This is a genomic window from Stutzerimonas stutzeri (genome assembly GCF_000952685.1).
Lineage (GTDB): Bacteria > Pseudomonadota > Gammaproteobacteria > Pseudomonadales > Pseudomonadaceae > Stutzerimonas > Stutzerimonas stutzeri_E.
Genome location: NZ_JYHV01000014.1, coordinates 206092 through 232703 on the forward strand (window position 1 = coordinate 206092; position 26612 = coordinate 232703).

At 59.0% G+C, this 26612-nt stretch carries 23 protein-coding genes; 21 read left to right on the top strand and 2 right to left on the bottom strand.

The features are described from left to right. Positions 1 to 6: 6 nt before the first annotated feature. The 15 genes from UF78_RS07770 to sstT all read left to right on the top strand — a co-directional run bounded on the left by UF78_RS07770 (position 7) and on the right by sstT (position 20091). Positions 7 to 711: a succinate dehydrogenase iron-sulfur subunit gene (locus UF78_RS07770; RefSeq protein WP_045161518.1), complete on the top strand. Its 705-nt coding sequence runs from the start codon at positions 7 to 9 to the stop codon at positions 709 to 711. A gap of 288 nt (positions 712 to 999) precedes the next feature. Then, entirely contained in the window at positions 1000 to 3831 is a 2832-nt protein-coding gene (locus tag UF78_RS07775; protein ID WP_045161520.1) for a 2-oxoglutarate dehydrogenase E1 component, read from the top strand. Between the two features lie 68 nt (positions 3832 to 3899). Then, positions 3900 to 5126 carry a 2-oxoglutarate dehydrogenase complex dihydrolipoyllysine-residue succinyltransferase gene (gene odhB, locus UF78_RS07780; protein WP_045161521.1) on the top strand — a complete coding sequence of 409 codons (1227 nt, stop codon included), beginning with the start codon at positions 3900 to 3902 and terminating at the stop codon, positions 5124 to 5126. A gap of 95 nt (positions 5127 to 5221) precedes the next feature. Beyond that, the gene (lpdA, locus tag UF78_RS07785; RefSeq protein ID WP_045161523.1) at positions 5222 to 6658 is read left to right on the top strand and encodes a dihydrolipoyl dehydrogenase; all 1437 of its coding nucleotides are present in this window, start codon (positions 5222 to 5224) and stop codon (positions 6656 to 6658) included. Between the two features lie 178 nt (positions 6659 to 6836). Further along, positions 6837 to 8003 (top strand): ADP-forming succinate--CoA ligase subunit beta, encoded by a 1167-nt coding sequence (gene sucC, locus UF78_RS07790; RefSeq protein ID WP_045161524.1) that lies wholly within the window; start codon positions 6837 to 6839, stop codon positions 8001 to 8003. Continuing rightward, positions 8003 to 8890, top strand: a complete 888-nt coding sequence (sucD, locus tag UF78_RS07795) for a succinate--CoA ligase subunit alpha (RefSeq protein WP_045161526.1) — start codon at positions 8003 to 8005, stop codon at positions 8888 to 8890. The genes sucC and sucD overlap by 1 nt, the downstream gene beginning before the upstream one ends. 275 nt (positions 8891 to 9165) lie before the next feature. Continuing rightward, the gene (gene brnQ / locus UF78_RS07800) at positions 9166 to 10515 is read left to right on the top strand and encodes a branched-chain amino acid transport system II carrier protein (RefSeq protein WP_045161527.1); all 1350 of its coding nucleotides are present in this window, start codon (positions 9166 to 9168) and stop codon (positions 10513 to 10515) included. Between the two features lie 49 nt (positions 10516 to 10564). Continuing rightward, entirely contained in the window at positions 10565 to 11290 is a 726-nt protein-coding gene (locus tag UF78_RS07805; RefSeq protein WP_045161528.1) for a DUF599 domain-containing protein, read from the top strand. A 56-nt stretch (positions 11291 to 11346) separates the two neighbouring features. Next, positions 11347 to 11805, top strand: a complete 459-nt coding sequence (locus tag UF78_RS07810) for a PaaI family thioesterase (protein WP_045161529.1) — start codon at positions 11347 to 11349, stop codon at positions 11803 to 11805. Further along, positions 11802 to 12248, top strand: coding sequence for a PaaI family thioesterase (locus UF78_RS07815; RefSeq protein WP_045161530.1), 447 nt, complete (start codon positions 11802 to 11804; stop codon positions 12246 to 12248). The genes UF78_RS07810 and UF78_RS07815 overlap by 4 nt, the downstream gene beginning before the upstream one ends. 48 nt (positions 12249 to 12296) lie before the next feature. Beyond that, entirely contained in the window at positions 12297 to 13547 is a 1251-nt protein-coding gene (locus UF78_RS07820) for a hypothetical protein (protein WP_045161531.1), read from the top strand. Between the two features lie 141 nt (positions 13548 to 13688). Beyond that, entirely contained in the window at positions 13689 to 15596 is a 1908-nt protein-coding gene (htpG, locus tag UF78_RS07825; protein ID WP_045161532.1) for a molecular chaperone HtpG, read from the top strand. A gap of 230 nt (positions 15597 to 15826) precedes the next feature. Next, positions 15827 to 16843 carry an amidohydrolase family protein gene (locus tag UF78_RS07830; protein ID WP_230623583.1) on the top strand — a complete coding sequence of 339 codons (1017 nt, stop codon included), beginning with the start codon at positions 15827 to 15829 and terminating at the stop codon, positions 16841 to 16843. 181 nt (positions 16844 to 17024) lie between these two features. Then, the gene (locus UF78_RS07835) at positions 17025 to 18650 is read left to right on the top strand and encodes a methyl-accepting chemotaxis protein (protein ID WP_045161534.1); all 1626 of its coding nucleotides are present in this window, start codon (positions 17025 to 17027) and stop codon (positions 18648 to 18650) included. 202 nt (positions 18651 to 18852) lie between these two features. Beyond that, positions 18853 to 20091 carry a serine/threonine transporter SstT gene (gene sstT, locus UF78_RS07840; protein WP_045161536.1) on the top strand — a complete coding sequence of 413 codons (1239 nt, stop codon included), beginning with the start codon at positions 18853 to 18855 and terminating at the stop codon, positions 20089 to 20091. 76 nt (positions 20092 to 20167) lie between these two features. Here sstT and fabB read toward each other — a convergent pair whose 3' ends face one another. Together fabB and fabA are read right to left on the bottom strand one after the other, a co-directional pair. Then, positions 20168 to 21385, bottom strand: a complete 1218-nt coding sequence (gene fabB / locus UF78_RS07845) for a beta-ketoacyl-ACP synthase I (protein ID WP_045161537.1) — start codon at positions 21383 to 21385, stop codon at positions 20168 to 20170. An 11-nt stretch (positions 21386 to 21396) separates the two neighbouring features. Further along, complete coding sequence (gene fabA, locus UF78_RS07850) at positions 21397 to 21912, bottom strand: 3-hydroxyacyl-[acyl-carrier-protein] dehydratase FabA (protein WP_045161538.1); 516 nt, start codon at positions 21910 to 21912, stop codon at positions 21397 to 21399. Positions 21913 to 22339: 427 nt separating this feature from the next. Here fabA and UF78_RS07855 point away from each other — a divergent pair, with 427 nt between their 5' ends. From UF78_RS07855 to UF78_RS07880, 6 genes are all read left to right on the top strand, one after another. Continuing rightward, on the top strand, positions 22340 to 23362 hold the full coding sequence (locus UF78_RS07855) for an NAD(P)H-dependent glycerol-3-phosphate dehydrogenase (protein WP_045161539.1): 1023 nt from the start codon (positions 22340 to 22342) through the stop codon (positions 23360 to 23362). Between the two features lie 19 nt (positions 23363 to 23381). Next, complete coding sequence (locus tag UF78_RS07860; protein ID WP_045161541.1) at positions 23382 to 23720, top strand: DUF4389 domain-containing protein; 339 nt, start codon at positions 23382 to 23384, stop codon at positions 23718 to 23720. Next, positions 23717 to 24175 (top strand): phosphohistidine phosphatase SixA, encoded by a 459-nt coding sequence (gene sixA / locus UF78_RS07865; RefSeq protein ID WP_045161543.1) that lies wholly within the window; start codon positions 23717 to 23719, stop codon positions 24173 to 24175. The genes UF78_RS07860 and sixA overlap by 4 nt, the downstream gene beginning before the upstream one ends. A 74-nt stretch (positions 24176 to 24249) precedes the next feature. Further along, the gene (locus UF78_RS07870; RefSeq protein ID WP_045161544.1) at positions 24250 to 24705 is read left to right on the top strand and encodes a hotdog fold thioesterase; all 456 of its coding nucleotides are present in this window, start codon (positions 24250 to 24252) and stop codon (positions 24703 to 24705) included. Positions 24706 to 24809: 104 nt separating this feature from the next. Next, positions 24810 to 25616, top strand: coding sequence for an alpha/beta fold hydrolase (locus tag UF78_RS07875; protein WP_045161545.1), 807 nt, complete (start codon positions 24810 to 24812; stop codon positions 25614 to 25616). Beyond that, positions 25613 to 26470 carry an alpha/beta fold hydrolase gene (locus tag UF78_RS07880; protein ID WP_045161546.1) on the top strand — a complete coding sequence of 286 codons (858 nt, stop codon included), beginning with the start codon at positions 25613 to 25615 and terminating at the stop codon, positions 26468 to 26470. The genes UF78_RS07875 and UF78_RS07880 overlap by 4 nt, the downstream gene beginning before the upstream one ends. Positions 26471 to 26612 lie beyond the last annotated feature (142 nt).

The following is a 26612-nucleotide window of genomic DNA, read 5'->3' on the forward strand; positions in this document are numbered from 1 at the left end:
GCCGATATGTTGCAAGTGAGCGTTTATCGCTACAACCCGGATAAAGATGAAAAGCCGTACATGCAGGACTTCCAGGTCAATACCGATGGTAAGGACCTGATGGTGCTGGACGTGCTTGCCCTCATCAAAGAGCAGGACGAAGGCTTCTCCTATCGTCGCTCCTGCCGTGAAGGGGTTTGCGGCTCCGACGGTATGAACCTGAACGGCAAGAACGGTCTGGCCTGCATCACGCCATTGTCGTCCGTCGTCAAAGGCAACAAGCTTGTGGTTCGTCCGTTGCCTGGTTTGCCCGTTATTCGTGACTTGGCGGTTGATATGGGCATCTTCTATAAGCAGTACGAGAAGGTTCGTCCTTATCTGATGAACGATACGCCGGCTCCGGCTATCGAACGTCTGCAGAGCCCGGAAGATCGGGAGAAGCTTGACGGTCTGTACGAGTGCATTCTGTGTGCTTGCTGTTCGACCAGCTGCCCGTCCTTCTGGTGGAATCCGGACAAGTTCCTTGGCCCCGCTGCGTTGCTTCAGGCCTACCGCTTTCTGGCCGATAGTCGCGACACAGAGACCGAGAGCCGGCTTTCTGCATTGGACGATCCGTTCAGCGTGTTCCGCTGCCGCGGCATCATGAACTGCGTGAGTGTCTGCCCGAAAGGGTTGAACCCAACCAAAGCGATTGGTCATGTGCGCAACATGCTGCTGCAGAGCGCAACCTGATGTGCTCTAGGCGCCTGTGGTTATCCGTAGTTACAGGCTCTTAATGCTTCACCGCGACACCTACGGCGCCAGAGTTTGAACTCGGCGCCGTAGTCTTAGTAGGAATCCCAGCTTACAAGGCCGGGGTTTCGCTCTGAAAATTTGATGACCAGCAGGAGCATCCGGGGTGGTTCTCGGAAACTATCTGCGCGGTCCGTAGTGGCTTTACCCGGGTCGCTGCTTCAGAACTTGGGAAGTCATGCTGCGGTCTCCACGCTGGTGGTGTCTCCTTATCGAAGGTGACCAGACATGCAAGAAAGCGTAATGCAGCGCATGTGGGACAGTGCCCACCTATCCGGTGGTAACGCTGCCTATGTGGAAGAGCTTTATGAGCTCTACCTGCACGATCCCAACGCTGTGCCCGAAGAGTGGCGCACCTACTTCCAGAAGCTGCCTGTCAATGGCGGCGCTGCAGCCGATGTTTCGCATTCGACAATCCGCGATCACTTCGTCCTGCTGGCCAAGAACCAGCGCCGCGCCCAGCCGGTTTCTGCGGGTAGCGTCAGTAGCGAGCATGAGAAGAAGCAGGTTGAAGTCCTGCGTCTGATCCAAGCGTACCGGATGCGTGGCCACCAGGCTGCTCAGCTCGATCCGCTGGGCTTGCAGCAGCGCCCGGTTCCGGCTGATCTGGCCATTAACAACTATGGCTTGACCGATGCAGACCTGGATACGGTTTTCCGTACCGGTGATCTTGCCATGGGCAAAGATCAGGCTACCTTGCGTGAAATTCACCAGGCGCTGCAAGAGACTTATTGCCGCACCATTGGCGCAGAATTCACCCATATCGTCGATTCGGATCAGCGCAACTGGTTCATCCAGCGCCTGGAAAGCGTCCGTGGTCGGCCGACATTCTCACCGGAAATCAAGAGTCATCTGCTCGAGCGTCTGACCGCTGCCGAGGGTCTCGAGAAATATCTGGGCACCAAGTATCCGGGTACCAAGCGCTTCGGTCTGGAGGGGGGTGAGAGTCTGATTCCCCTGTTGGATGAGATCATCCAACGGTCCGGCTCGTACGGCACGAAAGAAATCGTGATCGGCATGGCCCACCGCGGTCGCCTCAATGTCCTGGTGAACACGTTCGGCAAGAACCCGCGCGACCTTTTCGACGAGTTCGAAGGCAAGAAGGTAGAAGGGCTTAGCTCCGGCGACGTCAAATATCATCAGGGCTTCTCCTCGAACGTCATGACCCCCGGTGGTGAAATACATCTGGCGATGGCATTCAACCCGTCCCATCTGGAAATCGTTTCGCCAGTGGTCGAGGGCTCCGTTCGCGCGCGTCAGGACCGTCGTTCCGATTCGGCCGGTGACAAAGTGCTTCCGGTAACCATCCACGGCGACGCCGCCGTCGCGGGTCAGGGCGTGGTCATGGAAACCTTTCAGATGTCCCAGACCCGAGCCTATCGGACTGGCGGCACTATCCGGATCGTGATCAACAACCAGGTCGGCTTCACGACAAACAAGCAGGAAGATGCGCGCTCCACCGAGTACGCGACCGACGTTGCGAAGATGATCCAGGCACCGATCTTCCACGTTAACGCAGACGATCCCGAGGCGGTGCTGTTCGTCACGCAGCTGGCGGTCGACTACCGCATGCAGTTCAAGCGCGACATCGTCATCGATCTGATCTGCTACCGTCGCCGCGGCCACAACGAGGCCGATGAGCCGAGTGGTACTCAGCCGCTTATGTATCAAAAGATCGCCAAGCAGCGCACCACTCGTGAGCTGTATGCCGACTCGCTGACCCAGTCGAAAGTGCTGGAAGAAGCGCAGGTTCAGGAGAAGGTCGACGAGTATCGTACTGCGCTGGACAACGGCCTGCATGTGGTTAAGAGCTTGGTCAAAGAGCCCAACAAGGAGCTGTTTGTCGATTGGCGCCCGTATCTGGGACACACCTGGACCGCTCGTCACGATACGCGCTTCGATCTGAAAGCCTTGCAGGAACTGTCCAACAAGATGCTGGCCATTCCGGAAGGTTTCGTGGTTCAGCGTCAGGTTTCGAAGATTCTTGAAGATCGTCAGAGGATGGGTGCCGGTGCGTTGGCCATCAACTGGGGCTATGCCGAGACGCTGGCTTACGCGACGCTGTTGTTCGAAGGCCACCCGGTGCGTATCAGTGGTCAGGACGTCGGTCGCGGAACCTTTTCGCACCGCCATGCCGCGCTGCACAACCAGAAAGACGGTAGCACCTACATTCCGTTGCAGCATCTGTACGAAGGGCAGCCACGGTTCGATCTATACGACTCCTTCCTCTCGGAAGAAGCCGTGCTGGCATTCGAATACGGTTATGCGACCACCATGCCCAACGCGCTGGTGGTCTGGGAAGCCCAGTTCGGTGACTTCGCCAATGGGGCGCAGGTCGTCATCGACCAGTTCATCACCAGTGGCGAGCATAAGTGGGGCCGTCTTTGTGGTCTGACCATGCTGCTGCCGCACGGCTATGAAGGGCAGGGACCGGAGCATTCATCCGCCCGCCTGGAGCGCTATCTGCAGTTGTGCGCCGAGCACAATATCCAGGTGTGCGTGCCGACCACGCCGGCGCAGGTCTACCATATGCTGCGTCGTCAGGCGATCCGCCCGCTGCGCAAGCCGCTGGTGGCCCTGACTCCGAAGTCATTGCTGCGTCACAAGCTAGCGACCTCGACGCTGGAAGAGCTGACTCAGGGCTCGTTCCTGACCGTGATTCCGGAAATCGATCAGATCGAGCCGAGCAAGGTCGAACGCCTGATCATGTGCAGCGGCAAGGTCTATTACGATCTGCTGGATAAGCGCCGCAACGAAGGCCGGGAAGATATCGCGATCATCCGCCTAGAACAGCTCTACCCGTTCCCGGAAGATGATCTGGCCGAGGTGCTCGCGCCGTATCAGAACCTCAAGAGCATCGTTTGGTGTCAGGAAGAGCCGATGAACCAAGGCGCTTGGTATTGCAGTCAGCACCATATGCGTCGTGTTGCCGTCGCGCACAAGAGGGAGTTGTTCCTGCAGTACGCAGGTCGTGAAGCCTCTGCTGCGCCTGCGGTCGGCTATGCCTCCATGCACGCCGAGCAGCAGGAGAAACTGCTGCAGGACGCGTTCACCGTTTAAATCATTCTTGCAAGAGGCCGCGATCGCGCGGCCTCGATGTAGAAATCGAATCAAATAGGACCCAGCTAATGGCTATCGAGATCAAAGCCCCCCAATTTCCGGAATCGGTTGCTGACGGCACCGTTGCCACCTGGCACAAGCAGCCGGGCGACGCGGTCAAGCGCGACGAGCTGATCGTCGACATCGAGACCGATAAGGTCGTGATGGAAGTATTGGCCGAAGCGGACGGCGTGCTGACCGAAATCGTCAAGAATGAAGGCGACACCGTGCTCAGTGGCGAGCTGCTCGGCAAGTTGGAAGCCGGTGGTGCTGCCAGTGCTTCCGCGCCTGCCGCGGCCCCGGCAGAAGCTGCTGCGCCCGCTGCTGCTGCGCCGGCACCTGCTGCCGGCGGTGAAGATGCCATTCTCGCTCCGGCGGCGCGCAAGCTCGCCGAAGAGAACGGTATCGACCCCAACAGCGTCAAGGGCACCGGTAAGGACGGCCGCGTCACCAAGGAAGATCTGGTCGCCGCCATCGAGGCCAAGAAATCCGCTCCGGCCGCCGCCAAGCCTGCTGCCAGCGCCGCTGCTGCGCCTGTTGCTGCTGCCGGCGATCGTACCGAGAAGCGCGTGCCGATGACCCGTCTGCGCGCCAAGGTCGCTGAACGTCTGGTCGAAGCACAGTCGAACATGGCGATGCTGACCACTTTCAACGAAGTCGACATGACCGAAGTCATGGCCCTGCGCTCGAAGTACAAGGACCTGTTCGAAAAGACCCACAATGGTGTGCGCCTGGGCTTCATGTCCTTCTTCGTCAAGGCATCTGTCGAAGCGCTGAAGCGCTTCCCGGCAGTCAATGCCTCGATCGACGGCACCGATATCGTCTATCACGGTTACCAAGATATCGGCGTTGCCGTGTCCAGCGACCGTGGTCTGGTCGTACCGGTCCTGCGCAATGCCGAGCTGATGAGTCTGGCCGAAGTCGAAAGCGGCATCGCTACCTTCGGCAAGAAGGCTCGTGACGGCAAACTGTCGATCGAGGAAATGACTGGCGGCACCTTCACCATCACCAATGGCGGTACCTTCGGCTCGATGATGTCGACCCCGATCGTCAACCCGCCGCAAGCTGCCATCCTCGGCATGCACAACATTTTGCAACGTCCGATGGCCGTCAACGGTCAGGTTGTCATCCGGCCGATGATGTATCTGGCGCTGTCCTATGATCACCGTCTGATCGATGGCAAGGAGGCGGTCAGCTTCCTCGTGACCATCAAGAACCTGCTGGAAGATCCTGCCCGTCTGCTGCTGGATATCTAACAAGCGTCACGGGCTGCAGCCGACAGGCTAGGCGTAAGCCGGGCTTGTTGATTGCGGCCTTTGACTTTTGCTGCACGTACTCAAGAGGATTTGCAATGAGCCAGAAATTCGACGTCGTCGTCATCGGTGCCGGCCCCGGCGGTTATGTAGCAGCCATTCGCGCAGCCCAATTGGGTTTGAAGACCGCGTGCATCGAGAAGTACCAGGGCAAGGAAGGCAAGACCGCGCTTGGCGGCACTTGCCTGAACGTCGGTTGCATTCCGTCCAAGGCGCTGCTGGACAGCTCCTACAAGTTTCACGAGGCGCACGAGAGCTTCAAGGTGCATGGCATCAGCACCGGCGAAGTGGCCATGGACGTTCCGACGATGGTTGCTCGCAAGGACCAGATCGTCAAAAACCTCACTGGCGGCGTTGCAGGCCTGATGAAGGCTAACGGTGTGACCGTTTTCGAAGGTCACGGCAAGCTGCTCAGCGGCAAGCAAGTCGAAGTCACCGGCCTCGACGGTAACACTCAGGTGCTGGGCGCCGAAAACGTGATTCTCGCGTCAGGCTCCAAACCGGTGGATATTCCGCCTGCGCCGGTCGACCAGAAGATCATCGTCGACTCCACCGGTGCGCTGGATTTCCAGAGCGTCCCGGCCAAGCTCGGTGTGATCGGCGCTGGTGTGATTGGTCTGGAGCTGGGTTCGGTATGGGCGCGCCTGGGCGCCGAAGTCACTGTGCTGGAAGCGATGGACAAGTTCCTGCCGGCCGCTGACGAGCAGATCTCCAAGGAGGCGTTCAAGGTGCTCAGCAAGCAGGGTCTGAAGATCCTGCTGGGCGCGCGCGTGACCGGTTCCGAAGTCAAGGGCGACCAGGTCACCGTCAACTTCACCAACGCCGAAGGCGAGCAGCAGCAAACCTTCGACAAGCTGATCGTGGCGGTTGGCCGTCGTCCGGTGACCACCGACCTGTTGGCGGCCGACGCCGGCGTCGACATGGACGAGCGTGGCTTCATCTTCGTCGACGACTATTGTGCTACCAGCGTCCCAGGTGTTTACGCCATCGGTGACGTGGTACGGGGTGCCATGCTCGCCCACAAGGCCTCGGAAGAGGGCGTGATGGTGGCTGAGCGCATCGCTGGCCACAAATCGCAAATGAACTACGACCTGGTTCCGTCGGTCATCTATACCCATCCGGAAATCGCATGGGTTGGCAAGACCGAGCAGGCGCTGAAAGGCGAGGGCGTTGAAATCAACGTCGGTACTTTCCCGTTTGCCGCTAGCGGCCGCGCTATGGCTGCCAACGACACCGCCGGGCTGGTCAAGGTGATCGCCGATGCCAAGACCGACCGAGTGTTGGGCGTTCATGTGATGGGGCCGGCTGCAGCTGAACTGGTTCAGCAGGGCGCAATTGGCATGGAGTTCGGTACCAGTGCCGAAGACCTCGGCATGATGGTCTTCTCGCATCCGACCATGTCCGAAGCGCTGCATGAAGCAGCACTGGCAGTGAATGGCCACGCCATTCACATTGCCAACCGCAAGAAGCGCTGATAGCGCTGCGGTAGAAGACGGTTCGCGTCGGTTCAACTGGGGCCCTCGCGAGCCGTCGATACCTTCAACGCAAGGTATGACAGGTCTCTGAAAGGTGTTTTGCGATAGTTTTCAGCGACTTGAGGCGACGCGGCATACATGCAACGTCTGATGCACATCAAACCGAACGGTAGCTAAGATGAATCTTCACGAATATCAAGGTAAGCAACTGTTTGCCGAATACGGATTGCCGGTTTCCAAAGGCTATGCGGTCGATAGCCCCAAGGAAGCGGCTGAGGCTTGCGACCACATTGGTGGCACCGAATGGGTGGTCAAAGCTCAGGTGCATGCTGGCGGTCGCGGTAAAGCAGGTGGTGTCAAACTGGTTCGTAGCAAGGACGAAGCACGTGCATTCGCCGAGCAATGGCTGGACAAGCGCTTGGTGACTTACCAGACCGACGCCAACGGCCAGCCGGTCAGCAAGATTCTGGTCGAAGCTTGCACAGACATCGACAAGGAGCTCTATTTGGGCGCCGTAGTCGATCGCGCCACCCGCCGAGTCGTGTTCATGGCGTCCACCGAAGGTGGCGTGGACATTGAAAAGGTCGCTCACGACACACCTGAAAAAATTCTCAAGGCCACGATCGATCCGCTGGTTGGCGCTCAGCCATTCCAGGGCCGTGAGCTGGCGTTCAAATTGGGCCTGAAAGGCGACCAGGTTAAGCAGTTCACCCATATCTTCGTGAACTTGGGCAAGCTTTTCGTCGATTACGACCTGGCACTGCTCGAAGTCAATCCGCTGGTGATCAAGAAAGACGGCAATCTGCACTGCCTGGATGCCAAGCTGAACATCGACAGCAACGCTATCTATCGTCAGCCCAAGCTGCGCGGCATGCAGGATCCTTCTCAGGACGACCCGCGCGAAGCGCACGCAGCCAAGTGGGAACTGAACTACGTGGCGCTCGATGGCAACATCGGCTGCATGGTCAATGGTGCCGGCCTGGCCATGGGTACCATGGACATCGTCAACCTGCATGGCGGCAAACCCGCCAACTTCCTCGACGTCGGCGGTGGTGCGACCGAGGAGCGTGTGACCGAAGCCTTCAAAATCATCCTTTCCGATGAAAACGTTGCTGCCGTTCTGGTCAACATCTTCGGTGGCATCGTGCGTTGCGACATGATTGCCGAAGGCATCATCGGTGCGGTCAAGGAAGTCGGCGTGAAGGTCCCGGTCGTGGTTCGCCTGGAAGGCAACAATGCCGAACTCGGCGCCAAGAAGCTGAGTGAAAGTGGTCTGAACATCATCGGTGCGACCAGCCTGACCGATGCGGCCATTCAAGTCGTCAAAGCCGCGGAGGGCAAGTAATGAGCGTCCTGATCAATAAAGACACCAAGGTCATCTGCCAGGGCTTTACCGGCTCGCAGGGTACCTTCCACTCCGAACAGGCGATCGAGTACGGCACCAAGATGGTTGGCGGCGTGACGCCGGGCAAGGGCGGCACCATGCACCTCGGCCTGCCGGTGTTCAACACCGTCAAGGAAGCCGTAGAAGCGACCGGCGCTGATGCATCGGTCATCTACGTCCCTGCGCCGTTCTGCAAGGATTCGATCCTTGAAGCCGCGTTCGGTGGCATCAAACTGATCGTTTGCATCACCGAGGGTATTCCGACCCTCGACATGCTTGAAGTGAAGATCAAGTGCGACGAGCTGGGTGTGCGTCTGATCGGGCCGAACTGCCCGGGCGTGATCACACCCGGCGAATGCAAGATCGGTATCCAGCCTGGCCACATTCACTTGCCAGGCAAGGTCGGTATCGTATCGCGTTCCGGTACGCTGACTTATGAAGCGGTCAAGCAGACCACTGACGCCGGCTTCGGTCAGTCCACCTGCGTCGGTATCGGCGGCGACCCGATCCCCGGTTCGACCTTCATCGACATCCTCAAGCTGTTCCAGGAAGACCCGCAGACCGAAGCGATCGTGATGATCGGTGAGATCGGTGGCTCTGCCGAAGAAGAGGCCGCGGCTTACATCAAGGCCAACGTGACCAAGCCGGTGGTTTCCTACATCGCCGGTGTGACCGCGCCTGCTGGCAAGCGCATGGGCCATGCCGGTGCGATCATCTCCGGTGGTAAGGGCACCGCAGACGAGAAGTTCGCCGCGCTGCAGGATGCCGGTGTGAAGACCGTGCGCTCGCTTGCCGATATCGGCAAGGCGCTTGCGGAGCTGACCGGGTGGGAAGTCAAGCAGGGCTGATCTTTGACCTGCGACACCAGATGCCAGTCAGCCTGCCTGACTGGCATTTTTGTTTCTGGCGAGGGCAGCTCGTCTGGCACTCGTCAATGTGGCGTCTACAAGATGAGCCCTAACGCCATCATGCCAGAACGGCCTGGCTCCTCGCTCTGAGCGAGGAATTCCAGTAAGGTGCGTGCTTTTTTTCTCGGGCGGCTCGACATGGATAGTGTCCGACTTCGGGGAAACACACCCGGTGCGTTCGCCGTACCAGACCCTCCTGCAGTGGTGACTAACCGATGACTCGTTTGAAAGGCTTGGATCTGCTGGCTCTCGGATTCATGACGTTCGCGCTATTTCTGGGTGCGGGCAATATTATTTTTCCACCCAGCGCCGGGCTTGCCGCGGGGCAAGCAATCTGGCCCGCGGCGGCAGGCTTTCTGATGACCGGCGTTGGGTTGCCGCTGCTCACGGTGGTGGCGCTGGCCCGCGTGGGTGGCGGGATGGACAGGTTAACCGCGCCCCTCGGCCGAGGTGCTGGAACGCTACTGGCCATGGCGGTTTATCTTGCCATCGGGCCGCTATTTGCGACACCGCGCACTGCGGTGGTCTCGTTCGAAATGGGCGTGGCACCCTTCACGGGAAACTCGGCCATTCCACTGCTTGCTTACACAGCGGCGTTCTTTGCTGCGACGCTGTTTCTCGTGCTAAATCCTGGTCAATTGGTCGACCGGGTGGGCAAATTCATCACACCGGTGCTTCTCGCGGCCTTGTTGGTGCTAGGCGGGGCAGCGCTTTTTGCGCCCGCTGGGGGGATTGGTGCAACCGCCGAAAGCTACCGCAACGGCCCTTTGCTCAAAGGGTTTCTCGAAGGCTATCTGACGATGGATACGCTGGGTGCTTTGGTGTTCGGTATTGTCATTGCCACCGCCATTCGTGATCGTGGGGTGTCGGAGCCGGCACTGGTAACGCGTTATTCGATGATTGCCGGGAGCATTGCGGCCATTGGGCTTTCGCTCGTCTATCTGGCGCTGTTCTATCTCGGGGCTACCAGCCAGGGGATCGCCGGCGATGCTCAGAACGGTGTGCAGATTTTGACGACTTACGTACAGCATACGTTCGGTACTACCGGCAGTCTGTTGCTGGCGGTGGTGATAGCGCTGGCCTGTCTGACCACTGCGGTCGGGCTGACTGCGGCCTGTGGCGAGTTCTTCAGTGGCCTTCTGCCGGTCAGCTACCGCGCGGTGGTGATCGTGTTCACCTTGTTCAGCCTGATGGTAGCGAATCAAGGGCTTACCCAATTGATCGGTGTTTCGGTGCCGGTGCTGGTCGGGTTATATCCGCTGGCGATCATGTTGGTTGCACTGAGTCTGCTCGATCGCTGCTGGGTCTCGCCAAGTCGAGTGTTCGTTCCGGTGATGGCTGTGACGCTTGTATTTGGCGTAGCGGATGGTCTCTTGGCTGCGGGTTTTACGGATTGGGTACCGGGGCTCTTCACGACCTTGCCGCTGGCTGCCCAAAGCATGGGCTGGTTAGTGCCGGTACTGGTCACTCTGGTCATTGCAGTGATCATCGACCGGTTGCTCGGCCCCGCTCGAGCTCGTAATGAATCGAGCGCGTCGAAAGCTGCGAGCCGTTCGAAGGACTAAGCTCAGCGTTGACCCGCTATAATCAGATGCGAGTTTTCAGGGGACCGTTATGTCGATTCCGAATCATCTTCTACCGCACCTGATAGCTGTCGTCTGGTTTGTCCTGTGTTGGGTTGGGTATACCCGGTACGCCAGTTGGCGCGCCAGGGACACTGCTTGCCTGGCCAGCGTACTGCATCTGTACCGGCAAGACTGGATGCGGCGCATGCTGTTGCGTGACAACCGGATCGCTGACGCCAACGTAATCGGCAATCTAGAGCGCAATGCCGGCTTTTTCGCTTCCAGCACCTTGATTATCCTGGCTGGCATTCTTACGGCGCTGGGCGCCTCTGAGCGAGCGGTCTCGCTGCTCGCCGATTTGCCATTCGCGCAGCCCGTGAGTCGAGGCCTTTCAGAGATCAAACTGCTCGCCCTGGCCGTGGTATTCGTTTACGCGTTCTTCACCTTCAGCTGGTGCATGCGGCAATACAATTTTGCTGCGGTGCTGGTCGCCTCTGCACCTATGGCAGGTGAGCGCAACGTCAGCGACCTGGAGCGGAAGTCATTCGCCGAGCGCGCTGCACGGGTGGTCTCGATGGCCGCGAACCAATTCAACTTCGGGCTGCGTGCTTACTATTTCGGCATGGCTACACTGGCCTGGTTTATTCACCCCTGGTTCTTCATGGGCGTGACGGCGGGCGTGGTGGTCATTTTATATCGCCGCGAATTTCATTCCGACGTACTCGAAGTGATGGTGTTTACGCCAACCTTGCCTATCGAAACTCCCAAGGAATAGGGCCGCGTCCGCGAGCAGGTTAATGTGCTCGGCTTGTTTCACATTCGAGAATTCGCATGAGCGATAGTCAGATACTGGAGCGCACCCAGCGCTTCCTTTCCTTGTTACGTCATTGTCAGGTCCTCGGCATGAGCGTCGAGCACGCCGATGCCAAGGGGCTCACACTGCGCCTCCCCTATAGCGAGAAGATCGTCAGCAATCCCGAAAGCGGGCTCGTTCATGGTGGTGCAATCACCACACTCATGGACACGACCTGCGGTATCTCGACGGCCTGCGCCTTGCCCGAAATGGAGATCTGCCCGACGCTGGATCTGCGTATCGATTACATGCACCCGGCGGAGCCGAATCATGACGTGTTTGGTTTTGCTGAATGCTACCGCGTCACGCCGACAGTGATTTTCACCCGTGGCGTGGCGTATCAGCGTGATATCAACGAACCGATCGCGCATGTAGTGGGCACTTTCATGCGCATGGGCAAAAGCACGCTGGTATCAGCATCGCAGGTGCGTCGATGAGCAGTCTGGACCTTGATGCGCTGGTTCGCGAGGCCCATACCAGCAACAACTACGATGCGCTCCTGCAGATGGTGCCGTATGCCAGGCTGATCGGCATCGAGTGTTTACGGCTCGGTGACGAGATGGTGTTCCGGCTGCCCAAGAACCAGGACAACATCGGTAATCCCACGCTGCCTGCGATCCACGGTGGGGTGATCGCCGGCTTCATGGAGCACGCGGCGATGCTCCATTTATTGATGTTCATGGGCGCGCCACATTTGCCCAAAATCATCGACTTCTCGATAGATTATCTTCGGGCGGGTCACTATCGTGACACCTTTGCCGCCTGCCAGGTCTGGCGCCAGGGGCGCCGTGTAGCAAACGTCGCGGTTACGGCCTGGCAAACGAATCAGGCCGAGCCCATCGCCACTGCCCGTTGCCACTTCAAAGTCAACGAGCCCTGATCGTCCGGCGGCTACCACTCCTCAATGTAGTTGCTTCAAGGGTGTTGAATGGATGCGTTGCTGATACTGGGCGGGCTGCTGCTGATAGGGGCGGGCCTCGTCTGGTTGATCGTTCTGGCTTTCAGTAAGGGCTTGTTGTGGGGCGTCGGAAGCCTGCTTCCTCCCGTTACCTTGCTCTTCGTCGTTCGACACTGGAGTGTCGCCCGAAAGGCCATTGGCTTGTCAGGGTTGGGGTTCATCCCTTTGATTGTCGGATTCACGATGCTTGCCAGCCAACAGCCGGAGCGGCTGGCGGCGATCGCCAGCTTGCAGTGGCTCGAGCCGGACGAGCAGATGCAGAGCCGCCATCTGGCTATAGGGCTACGGGGGGAGCTCGATGGACGCCCATTCAGCCCACGGGTCGGCAGTTTCATGAATGGCGTGTTGACACTACGTGAAGGGGACGATCTGTTCGCCAGGCAAGAAGTCCGCATTCGCCTCGGCACGACCCCTCCCGGTGCATTACGGGTCGACGTGCTGCCCCAGGATGTCAGCCCGGTACCGGAGGTGGAAATCAACTGGATGCGCCCCGAGCAGGAACTGCCCGAAGCACGCAGAGTCAGTAGCGGCTATACCCTGCATCTGGATCTGCAACCGGTTCCGCCGAACAAGTTGGCTGGCGACTTTCATCTGGTCCTGCCAGCGCACTACCACACCAGCCTCAGCGGCCATGTCGAGCTATTCACCGACGACTTACGTTATCGCTCAGGTCAAGTAGATCTGACGCACGACTCGGCGGATACGCTCATTCATCTGGCCAGGGACCATTTGCAGCGACGCTTCGAGACGCGAGCGGTAACCATCGAATCGCTGGCTCCGGTGAATTTTCCCGCTTTTGCCATGAAACTCAGGGTGCAGGCGAAGGTAAAGGGTACGCCAGGCCAATTCGAGATGGATGTTCACAAGGGCGACCAAGGCTGGGCGGTAGACGACGACAGCTACCCACCTTTGCCTGAGGCGATCGAAACGCCAGCCAAGGTAATCGCCGTCCAGCCGGAATCTCTCCCAGACAGTGCGCCATCACCTCGTGTCGATCGTCGACAGCGGTTTTCCCTGGCGCTGTTGCTGCGCAATCCGGCGCGCTATGAACATTTGCTGGTGCGGGCGCATACGGAGCGTGGCGGGGTGGCGGAAGGGCGTTTCGTCGGCATTGATCGTGACGGTAACGTGGCCATCCGGCGCATGCTCAAGGGGCCGGGAGAGGCCACTTACAATCTCGCCCCGAGCGATATCGTTTTGCTCGAGCTGCTCGAACCATAGCGTCGAGCAGCTCGAACGGCCGGCTCGACGGAGTGCAGTGCTGGTAAGCCGGCGCACTTGAATTCCTGCATCAAGCCCCCATCTGCTTGACATCACCGCAGTCGCGGTCCGTGCCATTGACGATGTGGAGTTTGCAAGACGATGAGTGTGGAGACTCAAAACAAAGAAACCCTGGGCTTCCAGACCGAGGTGAAGCAACTGCTTCATCTGATGATCCATTCCTTGTACTCGAACAAGGAAATCTTTCTTCGTGAATTGATTTCCAACGCCTCGGATGCGGCTGACAAACTACGCTTCGAGGCATTGGCGAAGCCCGAACTGCTCGAGGGCGGTGCCGAGCTGAAGATCCGTGTCAGCTTCGACAAGGACGCCAAGACCGTCACCCTCGACGATAACGGCATCGGCATGAACCGTGAGGATGTCATCACCCACCTCGGTACTATTGCCAAATCCGGTACCGCCGAGTTCATGAAGCACCTCACGGGTGACCAGAAAAAAGACTCGCACCTGATCGGTCAATTCGGTGTGGGGTTCTATTCCGCATTCATCGTCGCCGACCAGGTCGAGGTATTCAGCCGTCGCGCGGGCACGCCTGCCGCTGAGGGCGTGTACTGGGCGTCTAAAGGCGAGGGTGAGTTCGAAGTCGCCACTATCGACAAACCGGAGCGCGGCACCCGCATCGTGCTGCACTTGAAGTCGGGCGAAGAAGAATTTGCCGATGGCTGGCGTCTGCGCAACATCATCAAGAAGTACTCCGACCATATCGCCCTGCCGATCGAGCTGCCAAAAGAGTTTCATGGCGAAGAGAAAGACAAGCCGGCGGAGCCTGAATGGGAGACCGTCAACCGCGCCAGCGCGCTCTGGACGCGTCCTCGTACCGAGATCAAGGACGAGGAGTATCAGGAGTTCTACAAGCACGTCGGCCATGATTTCGAGAATCCGCTGGCCTGGAGCCACAACAAGGTCGAGGGCAAGCTCGAATACACCTCATTGCTCTATGTACCAGGCCGCGCGCCGTTCGATCTGTACCAGCGCGAAGCACCCAAGGGCCTCAAACTTTACGTGCAGCGCGTTTTCATCATGGATCAGGCGGACGAATTCCTGCCGCTGTATCTGCGCTTCATCAAGGGCGTGATCGACTCAAATGATCTGTCGTTGAACGTTTCGCGCGAGATCCTGCAGAAAGACCCGATCATCGACTCGATGAAGTCGGCTCTTACCAAACGTGTTCTGGACATGCTGGACAAGTTGGCCAAAGACAAGCCTGAGGACTACAAAAACTTCTGGAAGCAGTTCGGCCAGGTGCTCAAGGAAGGCCCGGCAGAAGATTTCGCCAACAAGGACAAAATCGCCGGTCTCCTGCGCTTCGCCTCCACCCATGACGCCTCGGGCGAGCAGAGCGTATCGCTGGTCGACTACCTCGGACGTGTCAAGGAAGGTCAGGACAAGATCTACTACCTCACGGGCGAATCCTATGCTCAGGTCAAGAACAGTCCGCACCTGGAAGTCTTCCGTAAGAAGGGTATCGAGGTGCTGCTGCTGACCGATCGCATCGACGAATGGTTGATGAGCTATCTCACCGAGTTCGACGGCAAACAGTTCGTGGATGTCGCACGTGGGGATCTGGATCTCGGCAAGCTGGACACCGAAGAGGACAAAAAGGCCCAGGAGGAAATCGCCAAGACCAAGGAAGGCTTGGTCGAGCGTCTCAAGACCTCGCTCGGCGACGTCGTGGCCGAGGTGCGGGTATCGCACCGGCTGACCGACTCACCGGCGATCCTCGCTATCGGTGAACAGGACTTGGGCTTGCAGATGCGCCAGATTCTCGAGGCGAGCGGGCAGAAGGTGCCTGAGTCCAAACCGATCTTCGAGATCAACCCGCAACACCCACTGATCGAGAAGCTGGACGCTGAGCCGGATGAGGACCGCTTCACCGACCTGTCGCACATTCTCTTCGATCAGGCTGCGCTGGCCGCTGGCGATAGCCTCAAAGATCCAGCTGCCTACGTACAGCGTCTGAACAAACTGCTTGTTGAGCTTTCTGCGTAACTTGCAGCCGCTCGCAAAAGGGCCCGTCAATGACGGGCCCTTTTGCGTTTAGCCCGACGTTCTCACCGTGAGTTTGGGCCAGCCGGTAGCGCCGATACGCTCTCGATACGACTGGCAAGAGGCGATTGGCAAAACAGGTTCAGTCACCAATACACAGGCGAAACGACAGCGACTACTGAACCGCCATGCGGCGGGGCGGTCTATCCGCTTGGCTGTCAGGAGGTCATTGGTTGTTCACCTTACGAAACTGTTTTGTCGCGTTGTGCCTGGTTGCTTCAAGTGCACCGGCGTATGCGCGCGACTATCACTACAGCGATGCGCATCTGCATTTCGTTGATTTCTTTCAAGAAAGCGATGGCATGGCCAACTTGCTCAAGGCCATGGACGCCGGTGATATCGATCATGTAATGATCAGCGGTATTCCGGTTGCCAAGAAATGGCATGAGAACGAGCCCAAGCGACCTCGCTACTATGCCGGTGACGACGCGCCGGTTTATTGGTACAGCGCAACCGATGTGGTGGTTGCTGCGGCATTGAAGGAGCTGAACGAAGAGCAACGTCGCCGATTCCATCCGTTCCTGTCTGGCTTCAATCCCAACGACAAGAATGCCGATGCGCACATCCGGCGAATGCTCGATCTTGATCCGGGTCTCTGGCAGGGGCTGGGAGAGGTATTCACTCGTCACGACGACGTGACCGCCTTGACCGAAGGCGATACGCCTCGCGCCAACAACGAGGCGCTGACCCGGGTTTATCACCTGGCAGCCGAGTTCGATCTACCGGTGATGCTGCATTCCAACATCACCTCCAAGCGCGAGCGCAATCCTCTCTATTTGGCAGAGCTGGAAGAGCCACTGCGCAATCACCCTCATACCCGCTTCATCTGGGCACATGCCGGCACCAGCATGGAGCTGCACCGACATCAGGAAAAGCTCGAGTTCTTGCTTCCGACGGTCAGCCGTCTGCTAGATGATTATCCCAATCTATACATCGATCTGTCCTGGACGATGCTCAGGCCCTATCTCATGGACGAGGCTGGCGTGCCGGACAAGGATTGGTTGGCACTGATCGAGCGCCATCCCACGCGCTTCATGATCGGTACTGACGTGGTTGGACGGTTCGATGGCTTGGCCGAAAACATCCATGCGTTCGATCCGTTCCTTGATGCCTTGCCTGAGCCTGTTGCTCATCAGGTCGCACGCGAAAACTTTTTGGCTGTCTTGCCTCGCAAATCGCATCAGAAATAGCTGAGCGCGCAGAAATCAGCGGGCATTAGTGGCTATCTGCTAGGTATTTTGCCATTCGTCGAAACTCCGCCGTGTAGCGCTGTTTTTTGACGTCAATTGTTCAAGCTATTGGTTCCGACTCCGATATCAGGGCTGTTACTGCTGCGATGAGTGCAGCACATCTCTTGGAGTACAAGGTCCTATGTCGATCCGACGTTTGAATATTTCGAGCCGCTCTGCAGTTGGCTTCGGCTTGATTGGTCTCATGGTTCTGGCCCTGGGCTTGTTCGCTGTGAACCAGATGGCCGAGATGCGCAAGCAATCCCGTGAAGTTGACGAGAATTGGCTGCCGAGCCTCGTCAGCCTGGGGGACCTGAACGCCGGCATGCAACGTACGCGTGCGCTGACGATGCGCTTGATCATGTTGAACACCGACCAAGCACGTACCTCGACCAGTCAGATGCTTACCAAGCTGACCGATGACGTCGGTTCGATGAAAGCCGAATACGAACGGATGCTGACGACAGCAGATGAAAAGGCGGCATATGAACGCTTTAGAACCGCTCAGGCTCAGTACATGGTTGAGCAGAGCAAGGTGGTCGAGTTCGCCATCCGGGGTGCGCGGGAGCAAGCACTGGATGTCATGAACGGCAGCATCAGCGAGCATGCTGATGCAATGACCAAAGCGTTGGCCGATCTGCAGCGCATCAATGCCGACGAAGCGGGTCTTGCCGCGGGCCGCGCGCTGACGGCGTACGAAACGGCGTTCAGCTGGGTGATTATCACCATCATCATGGCGGCGCTTGTGACTGTGGCGCTGGCTGTTCTGTTCACCAAGAGCATCGTTCGGCCTTTGAATCAGGCGGTCGAAGTGGCCGAGGCGGTGGCTGCTGGTGATCTCACTCGGGACTTTGCCATAGAAGGCAACGACGAGCCGGCGCGCTTGCTGGTTGCGCTGAAGGCCATGCAGACAAATCTGCGCAATACCATCCAGGGCATTGCCGATTCGTCCAATCAGCTGGCTTCGGCGGCTGAAGAGCTCAACATCGTTACCGAGGATTCGACTCGCGGACTGCATCAACAGAACCATGAGATCGAGCAGGCCGCCACGGCGGTGAATGAAATGACGGCGGCTGTGGACGAGGTAGCCCGCAATGCGGTGGCGACTTCCGAGGCTTCACGTGAGTCGGACACGACGGCGCAACATGGTCGCCAGCAGGTGATCAGAACCGTCGAGTCGATAGATCTGCTGGCAGAGGATGTCACCACTACCGCTAATCAGGTCGAGCAACTGGCCGGTCAGGTACGGGACATCAGTAAGGTTCTGGATGTGATTCGCTCGATTGCCGAGCAGACCAATCTGCTGGCGCTCAACGCTGCCATCGAGGCGGCTCGTGCTGGCGAGGCTGGCCGCGGTTTTGCGGTGGTAGCCGATGAGGTGAGGGCGCTGGCGCACCGCACCCAGCAATCTACTCAGGAGATCGAGCAGATGATCGGGGACGTTCACCAGGGCACCGATAAAGCGGTACAAGCCATGCAAGCCAGCAACGAGCGGGCACGTAGCACGCTGGGTGTCGCGCGTACTGCCGGTGAAGCGCTTGATGACATCGCACGAGCGATCAGTCAGATCAGCGAGCGCAACCTGGTTATCGCCAGCGCTTCGGAGGAACAGGCTCAAGTGGCTCGTGAAGTCGACCGTAACCTGATCAACATTCGAGACCTGTCGTTGCAGTCCTCGGCGGGTGCCAATCAGACCAGCGTCGCGAGCCAGGAACTGGCGCGGCTGGCTGTCAGCCTGAACGAGCTGGTGGCGCGCTTCCGTATCTGACGGTGAACCAACAGCGCGCCCCGTTGTTCGGGGCGAGCTGTATGGCGCTGTTAGCGCCATTGCGGCAGCGTTCCGTTTGCCTCGGTGCTGGGCATTGGGGACTGATATGCGTACTATCCGGCGTTTTTAATCGGCCATCGCCGTAGCGCTCATCAGCGTCAAGGCGTTGCGCCCGGTCCAGCCTCTTACGCCGAGACTACCAATGCTCAACCTCTCAAGTCGCCTTTTTAGAGCCTATAACCGTGTCAGTCTGGTGACGCAGATCGTTGTCGGGCTGGTCGCCGGTTGCCTGCTGGCATGGCTGTCTCCACAAACCGCGAACTCGGTCAGCCTGCTAGGAGATCTGTTCGTGTCGGGTTTGAAGGCCGTTGCACCAGTTCTGGTCTTCGTGCTGGTAACCGCGTCTCTGGCCAACCATAAACGCGGACAGCCAACGCACATCCGGCCGATCCTGGTGCTCTATGCGCTGGGAACCTTGAGCGCCTCCGTGGTAGCGGTTATCGCCAGTACGCTGTTTCCCACCAGCCTCACATTGATCAGTCAGGCCAACGACGTCGCGCCACCGTCCGGGGTCGGCGCCGTTCTGCAAACCCTATTATTCAACGTGGTGGACAATCCGGTGCACGCGCTTATCGAAGGCAACTTCATCGGCATCCTGGCGTGGGCCATCGGTCTAGGTGTCGCGTTTCGCCACGCCCGCGAAAGCACGCGCGATCTGATTGCTGATATATCGGAAGGGGTGACGCTGATCGTCAAGGTTGTAATTCGCTTCGCACCGCTGGGCATTTTCGGCCTGGTCGCCGGGACGCTCGCTGAGTCCGGCTTCACGACACTGGCCGGCTACTTGCAACTGCTGTTGGTGCTGGTCGGCAGCATGCTGTTCATGGCATTCGTCGTGAATCCGCTGATCGTGTTCTGGCAGATTCGCAAGAACCCGTATCCGCTTGTGTTGACCTGCCTGCGTGAAAGCGGGATCACCGCATTCTTCACACGCAGTTCGGCAGCGAATATCCCGGTCAACATGCAGCTTTGCGAGCGTCTCGGGCTACACAAGGACACCTATTCGGTGTCGATCCCACTGGGTGCGACCATCAACATGGGCGGGGCGGCGATCACTATCACGGTGCTGACCCTGGCGGCCGTCCATACGCTGGGTATCGTCGTCGATATACCCACTGCCATCCTGCTCAGCCTGCTCGCGGCCATCTGCGCCTGCGGTGCATCCGGCGTGGCGGGCGGTTCGCTGTTGCTGATTCCGCTGGCGTGCAGCCTGTTTGGCATCTCCAATGATCTGGCCATGCAGGTGGTGGCGGTCGGATTCATCATCGGCGTGGTGCAGGATTCGACCGAAACTGCGCTGAACTCATCCACCGACGCGCTGTTCACCGCCGCTTCATGTATCGCTCATGGTGATGTGGGTGAAGACGGAGCACGACCCTGATCGGACCTGAAATCGGCAACAGAACGCACAAACAACAACGGCGCCCTAAGGCGCCGTTGTTCTAACCGCTTGTCGATCAGCCTTTCCAGCGCTTTAGGACCAGCGTGGCGTTGGTGCCACCGAAACCGAAGCTGTTGCTCATGACGGTGTCGATCTTGGCATCTTCACGAGTTTCACGAACGATCGGCATGTCAGCAACTTCCGGATCCAGCTCTTCGATGTTGGCCGAGCCTGCGATGAAGTTGCCCTGCATCATCAGCATGCAGTAGATCGCCTCGTGAACACCTGCGGCGCCCAGTGAGTGACCGGAGAGGCTCTTCGTCGAGCTGATGGCCGGGACCTTGTCGCCGAACATGTTGCGCACGGCCTTGCTCTCGGCGACATCGCCCACCGGTGTGGAGGTACCGTGGGTGTTGAGGTAGTCGATGTCGCCATCGACCGTCGCCATAGCCTGCTGCATGCAGCGCAACGCGCCCTCACCACTTGGTGCAACCATGTCGTAGCCGTCTGAAGTGGCGCCGTAACCGACGATTTCCGCGTAGATCTTGGCCCCGCGCTTGAGCGCGTGTTCCAGCTCTTCGACCACGACCATGCCGCCGCCGCCCGCGATGACAAAACCGTCACGCTTGGAGTCGTAGGCCCGCGAAGCCTTCTCCGGCGTTGCGTTGTATTGGCTGGAGAGCGCGCCCATGGCGTCGAATAGGCAGCTCTGGCTCCAATGTTCTTCTTCGCCGCCACCGGCAAAAACAACGTCCTGCTTACCCATTTGAATCTGCTCCATCGCATGGCCGATGCAATGCGCGCTGGTGGCGCAAGCCGAGGCGATGGAGTAGTTGATGCCCTTGATCCGGAACGGCGTGGCCAAGCAGGCGGATACCGTGCTGCTCATGGTGCGCGGCACGCGGTATGGGCCGATGCGCTTGACGCCCTTGTCGCGCAGGATATCGATGGCTTCCATCTGGTTGATGGTCGAAGCGCCACCTGAGCCGGCGATCAGGCCGATACGCGGATTGGAAATATCATCAGCGCTGAGGCCGGAATCTTCCAACGCCTGCTGCATGGCCAGATAGGCATAAGCCGCCGCATCGCCCATGAAGCGAAGAACCTTACGGTCGATCAGCTCTTCGAGGTTCAGATTGACCGAACCCGAAACCTGGCTGCGCAGACCCATGTCCGCATAAGCCTGGTTGAAGCGAATGCCAGGGCGGCTGGCGCGCAGGTTGGCGGAAACGGTGTCTTTGTCATTGCCGAGGCAGGAAACGATACCCAGGCCGGTGATCACGACGCGACGCATGCGGAAGTCCTTCAAAAGCTATCGGTAGATGTAAACAGGCCGACGCGTAAACCTTCGGCACTGTAGATCTCGCGACCATCTACGCTGACGGTACCATCGGCGATGCCGAGGATCAGAGAGCGACTGATGGTGCGTTTGATATGGATGTTATAGGTGACCTTCTTGGCGGTCGGCAGGACCTGGCCGAAGAACTTCACTTCGCCAGAACCCAGCGCACGACCACGGCCGGGGTTGCCCTGCCAGCCGAGATAGAAGCCGACCAGCTGCCACATGGCGTCAAGACCCAGGCAGCCGGGCATGACCGGGTCACCTTCGAAATGGCAGGCAAAGAACCAGAGATCAGGATTGATATCCAGCTCGGCGACCAGCTCGCCTTTGCCGTACTTACCGCCCACTTCGCTGATATGAACGATGCGATCGACCATCAGCATGTTCGGCGCGGGCAGTTGCGCATTACCGGGCCCGAAAAGCTCGCCGCGGCTGCAACGAAGCAGATCTTCCCGAGTAAAGGCCTGTTGTTTGGTCATGCGTATTCCTCAATGGTCCCTTTATGGAGGGCTTGCTGCTTTTTATCCGACCCGAAACATAGAGAGTCCGATCATAAAGACTAGTCATAGACTGCCACCCTGCGCCGAAAGTCACAGCGCAAGGACATGGATACCGCTCGTTTCGACCGACTACGAGAAGACCATGGTAGAAACGGGCCGATACTTTAACACTCCTGGCCTGCGACAACGACCATGCGACGACCTGTCCCTTATAGACCATAGGGGAACGTATCGCGACGATGCCCGCAGGGCATGGCTGGACGCAGGGATCTTTTTCCGGATCAAGGCGTCGTTTGAAACTGTAACCCGATGATTCTATTGACGACTGGCTTTGTACTGGCTGAGAGCGGAGCGCTACGTATAATGCCGATCATTGCCATCCAGGTTGGCTCAAAACGGATACCTCATGACTGAACAGCAACCCATAGCGGTGCTTGGCGGCGGTAGCTTCGGGACCGCGATCGCGAATCTGCTTGCCGAAAATGGCCACGGCGTCCGGCTGTGGATGCGTGATGCCGAGCAGGCCGAAAGCATCCGCGCCCAGCGTCAGAATCCGCGCTATCTGAAAGGTGTGGTAGTGCTTCCAGAGGTCACCCCGGTGACGGACCTGGGGCAGACGCTGGCGGACTGCGAGCTGATCTTCGTAGCGCTGCCCTCCAGTGCGCTGCGTCAGGCGTTATCGCCGTTCGCGGCTCAACTGTCGGGCAAGATGCTGGTCAGCACGACCAAAGGTATCGAGGCACAAGGCTTTATGCTGATGAGTCAGATCCTTCAGGAAATTGCACCGCAAGCTCGAATCGGCGTGATCTCGGGCCCCAATCTGGCACGTGAAGTGGCCGAGCATGCCTTGACCGCAACCGTTGTCGCCAGTGACGACGAAGCGCTCTGCCGATGTGTGCAGCAGGCGCTACATGGGCGAACCTTCCGCGTCTATGCCAGTTCCGATCGTTTCGGTGTGGAGCTCGGCGGCGCGCTGAAGAACGTCTATGCCATCATGGCTGGGATGGCTGCTGCCCTGGGCATGGGCGAGAACACGCGCAGCATGCTGATCACACGCGCGCTGGCGGAGATGACCCGGTTTGCGGTCCGATTGGGCGCCAACCCTATGACCTTCCTCGGGCTGGCGGGCGTGGGAGATTTGATCGTTACCTGCACTTCTTCGAAGAGTCGCAACTTTCAGGTGGGCTATGCGCTTGGCGAAGGCCTGAGCCTCGATCAGGCGGTATCCCGTTTGGGGGAGGTGGCTGAGGGCGTCAATACCATCAAGGTGCTGAAGACCAAGGCCGAGGAACTTCAGGTCTACATGCCACTGGTCGCTGGGTTACATGCCATTCTGTTCGAGGGGCGTACGCTGGAACAGGTAATCGCGCTGCTGATGCGCGGCGAGCCGAAGACCGACGTGGATTTCATTTCCACCGACGGCTTCTGAAACGATAGCGGAGATATCGATGAGCACATCACAACGCAGTACGGATCGCGAATCGCTGATTCTGCGTGCCATCTGGATGCTGGTTTTCTTTTTTGTCTGGCAGGTGGCCGAGGTGGTGCTGCTGGTGGTCGTAGCCGCGCAGTTGGTCCTGCGTTCGGTGAATGGCAAGGCCAACGAGAGTCTGCTAGCGCTGGGCGACAGCCTCAGTCAGTACGTGGCACAGATCGGCCGTTTCGGCACCTTCAACACGGATCGCAAGCCCTGGCCGATGTCCGATTGGCCTCAACCGCGTCCCGCCGATATGGAAACGGCGCCACCCATGACGCCGACGCCGCCAGCGCAGGAGCCGCAGCCATGAAGATATGGCTGCTGCGTCACGGGGAGGCCGAGCCCAGGGCCCGTACCGATGCGGAACGTAACCTGACAGCCGCCGGTCGGCTCGAAGTGGAGGGCGCTGCGGCCCAACTGCTGGATCAGGCGCTGCAGGTTATCCTCGTCAGCCCCTATCAGCGGGCCCAGCAGACCGCAGAAATCGTCCGGCAGACGCTTGATTTCGCCGGTCCGGTCGAGACGGTACCCTGGCTGACGCCCGAGTCGGATCCAAACGATGCAATGCTATATCTCGACCGTCGCGCCGAGCAGAATCTACTGCTTGTGACCCACCAGCCCTTTGTCGGCGTATTGGGTGGCTGGCTGGTCAGTGGCCATCGCGACGCGCCGCTACCGATGGCGACTGCCAGCCTGGCCGAGCTGGATGGCGAACATCTGGCTGCGGGACTGATGCGCCTCGTCAAACTGCAGCATCCGGGCTGACCAGCGACATCGTTCTGAAAAACTAGAGCGCAGCGCAACGTGCTGGTTTAGATCAAGTACATGGAGAGCGACACTTGAGCATTTGGCACCGTCTTCCGGAACTCGAACAACTCAACGCTAACAGCCAGAACACCATCGCCGAACTGCTCGATATTCGGTTCGAAGCCGTCGGTGACGACTCCCTTACCGCCAGCATGGTGGTCGATTCCCGCACTCACCAGCCTTATGGCTTGCTGCATGGTGGCGCTTCGGTGGTGCTCGCCGAAACCGTAGGTTCCGTGGCCAGCTATCAGTGCATCGACCCGAGCCGATACTATTGTGTCGGCCTCGAAGTGAACGCCAACCATATCCGCGCGTTGCGCAGCGGGCGCGTCACTGCGGTCTGTCGTCCAATCCATCTCGGGCGCTCCAGCCACGTCTGGGACATCCGTCTAAGTGGTGATGATGGCAAGCCCAGCTGTGTTTCCCGCTTGACCGTTGCCGTGATGCCCTTGGGAGAAAACAGTCCGCGGCGTGCAGAGGCGTCGTAGACGCCTTGTTTGGCAGGACTGCCTTGGGTTCCGTCGCTCAGACCGATTGCCGTAGGGAGTAGGGGGCCAGACAATGGTTGCCTTTCTCTTTCCGCATCGAACCCATGACGCAACGCATCTTCTTCGCCCACGCCAACGGCTTTCCCTCCGCGACCTATCGCAAGCTGTTCGACGCGCTGGCGCCGGACTACGTCATCACCCACCTCGACCAGCACGGACACGATCCGCGTTTCCCCGTGGATGACAACTGGCAGAATCTGGTGCGCGAACTCCTTGAACAGCTCGCGCCTCTTGAGGAGCCTGTTTGGGGCGTAGGTCACTCGCTGGGTGGAATGCTGCACTATCACGCAGCCCTTCAACGGCCGGACCTTTATCGCGGTGTGGTCATGCTCGATTCGCCAATGACCACCTGGTTCGATCAGACGCTGATCTGGGCGGCGAAGCGTTTCGGCTTCATCGATCGGCTTACGCCGGCTGGTCGTACCCTCGGCCGTCGCGAGGCGTTCAGTTGCACAGATGAGGCACGGCAATACTTCGCCAGCAAGGCGTTGTTCCGCGCATTCGATCCCGATTGCCTGAATGCCTACCTCGAACATGGGTTGGAGCCAACCGCCCAAGGGCTGCGCTTACGCTTCGATCCGGAAACCGAAATCCAGATCTACCGCAGTGTGCCGCACGTAACGCCCGGCTGGCCGCATGCGTTGAAGATTCCACTCGCCGTGGTGCGTGGTCGCCAGAGCAGCGTAGTGCTGCCTCATCACCTGTGCCTGCTTCGCCTGGTTACCCACGGCGAAGCGCATACCTTGCCGGGTGGGCACATGTTTCCGCTCGAGCGTCCGGGTGATACGGCGATGTTGCTCAGACGGGTATTCGCTCGCTGGGGTGAACTGGGCCAACGAGGTGCCGCATGAGTGTTGTATTCGAAGAGATTCGCCTAAGCCTGCCGCATATCGAAGTCGCGGCGCACCTTTACGGCCCAGAAGAGGGTCGACCGGTCATCGCGCTGCACGGTTGGCTGGACAACGCCGCCACTTTCTCCCGGCTCGCGCCGCTGCTGGAAGGTGTGCGTATCGTTGCGCTCGACCTGCCAGGGCATGGCCATTCCGGCCACCGTCCGATTGGCGCGGCCTATAACATCTGGGATTACGCCCACGATGTGCTGCAGGTGGCCGAGCAGTTCGGCTGGAAGCGTTTTTCTCTGCTGGGCCATTCGATGGGGGCCATCGTGTCGGTGTTGCTGGCCGGTGCCATGCCCGACCGCATCGAGCGTCTGGCGTTGATCGATGGGGTGATTCCCTATACGGGCGAAGCCGACACCGCACCGCAAAAGCTTGGCGAGTCGTTACAGGCGCTGCTCGCCGTCGACGACAAGCGCAAGCCGGTCTATGCCGAATTCCAACAGGCTGTCGCGGCGCGCATGAAGGGCGTCGGCGCGGTCAGTCACGAGGCAGCTGAACGGCTTGCTGAACGAGGGTTGATGCCAGTGCCCGGTGGTTATACCTGGCGCACCGATGCCCGCTTGATGCTACCGTCCGCGATGCGCCTGACTCGTGCGCATGCGCAGGCCTTCGTGCATCGGGTGGCTTGCCCTTCGAGTTTGGTACTGGCGGAGCAGGGCTTGATGACACAACCGGCCATGATTGAACTGACCGAGACGTTGCCGTTCATGCGGCATCGATTGCCCGGAGGGCATCATTTGCATCTGGATGATCAAGCGGGAGCCGAAGCGGTGGCAGCTGTTTTCAACCCGTTCTTCGCGGCTTGAATCGAGCAAAGGTGCGGTTGCGCAAGAATCTGTCGCAAAGCCCGGCTTGACTTGCTTTTGCCAACTGGTGAGGCTGGGGCATCGCCTCAACAGGAAGTACCTCAATGATCTATCTCCATGCCGCCGCCACGCCCAACGGTAA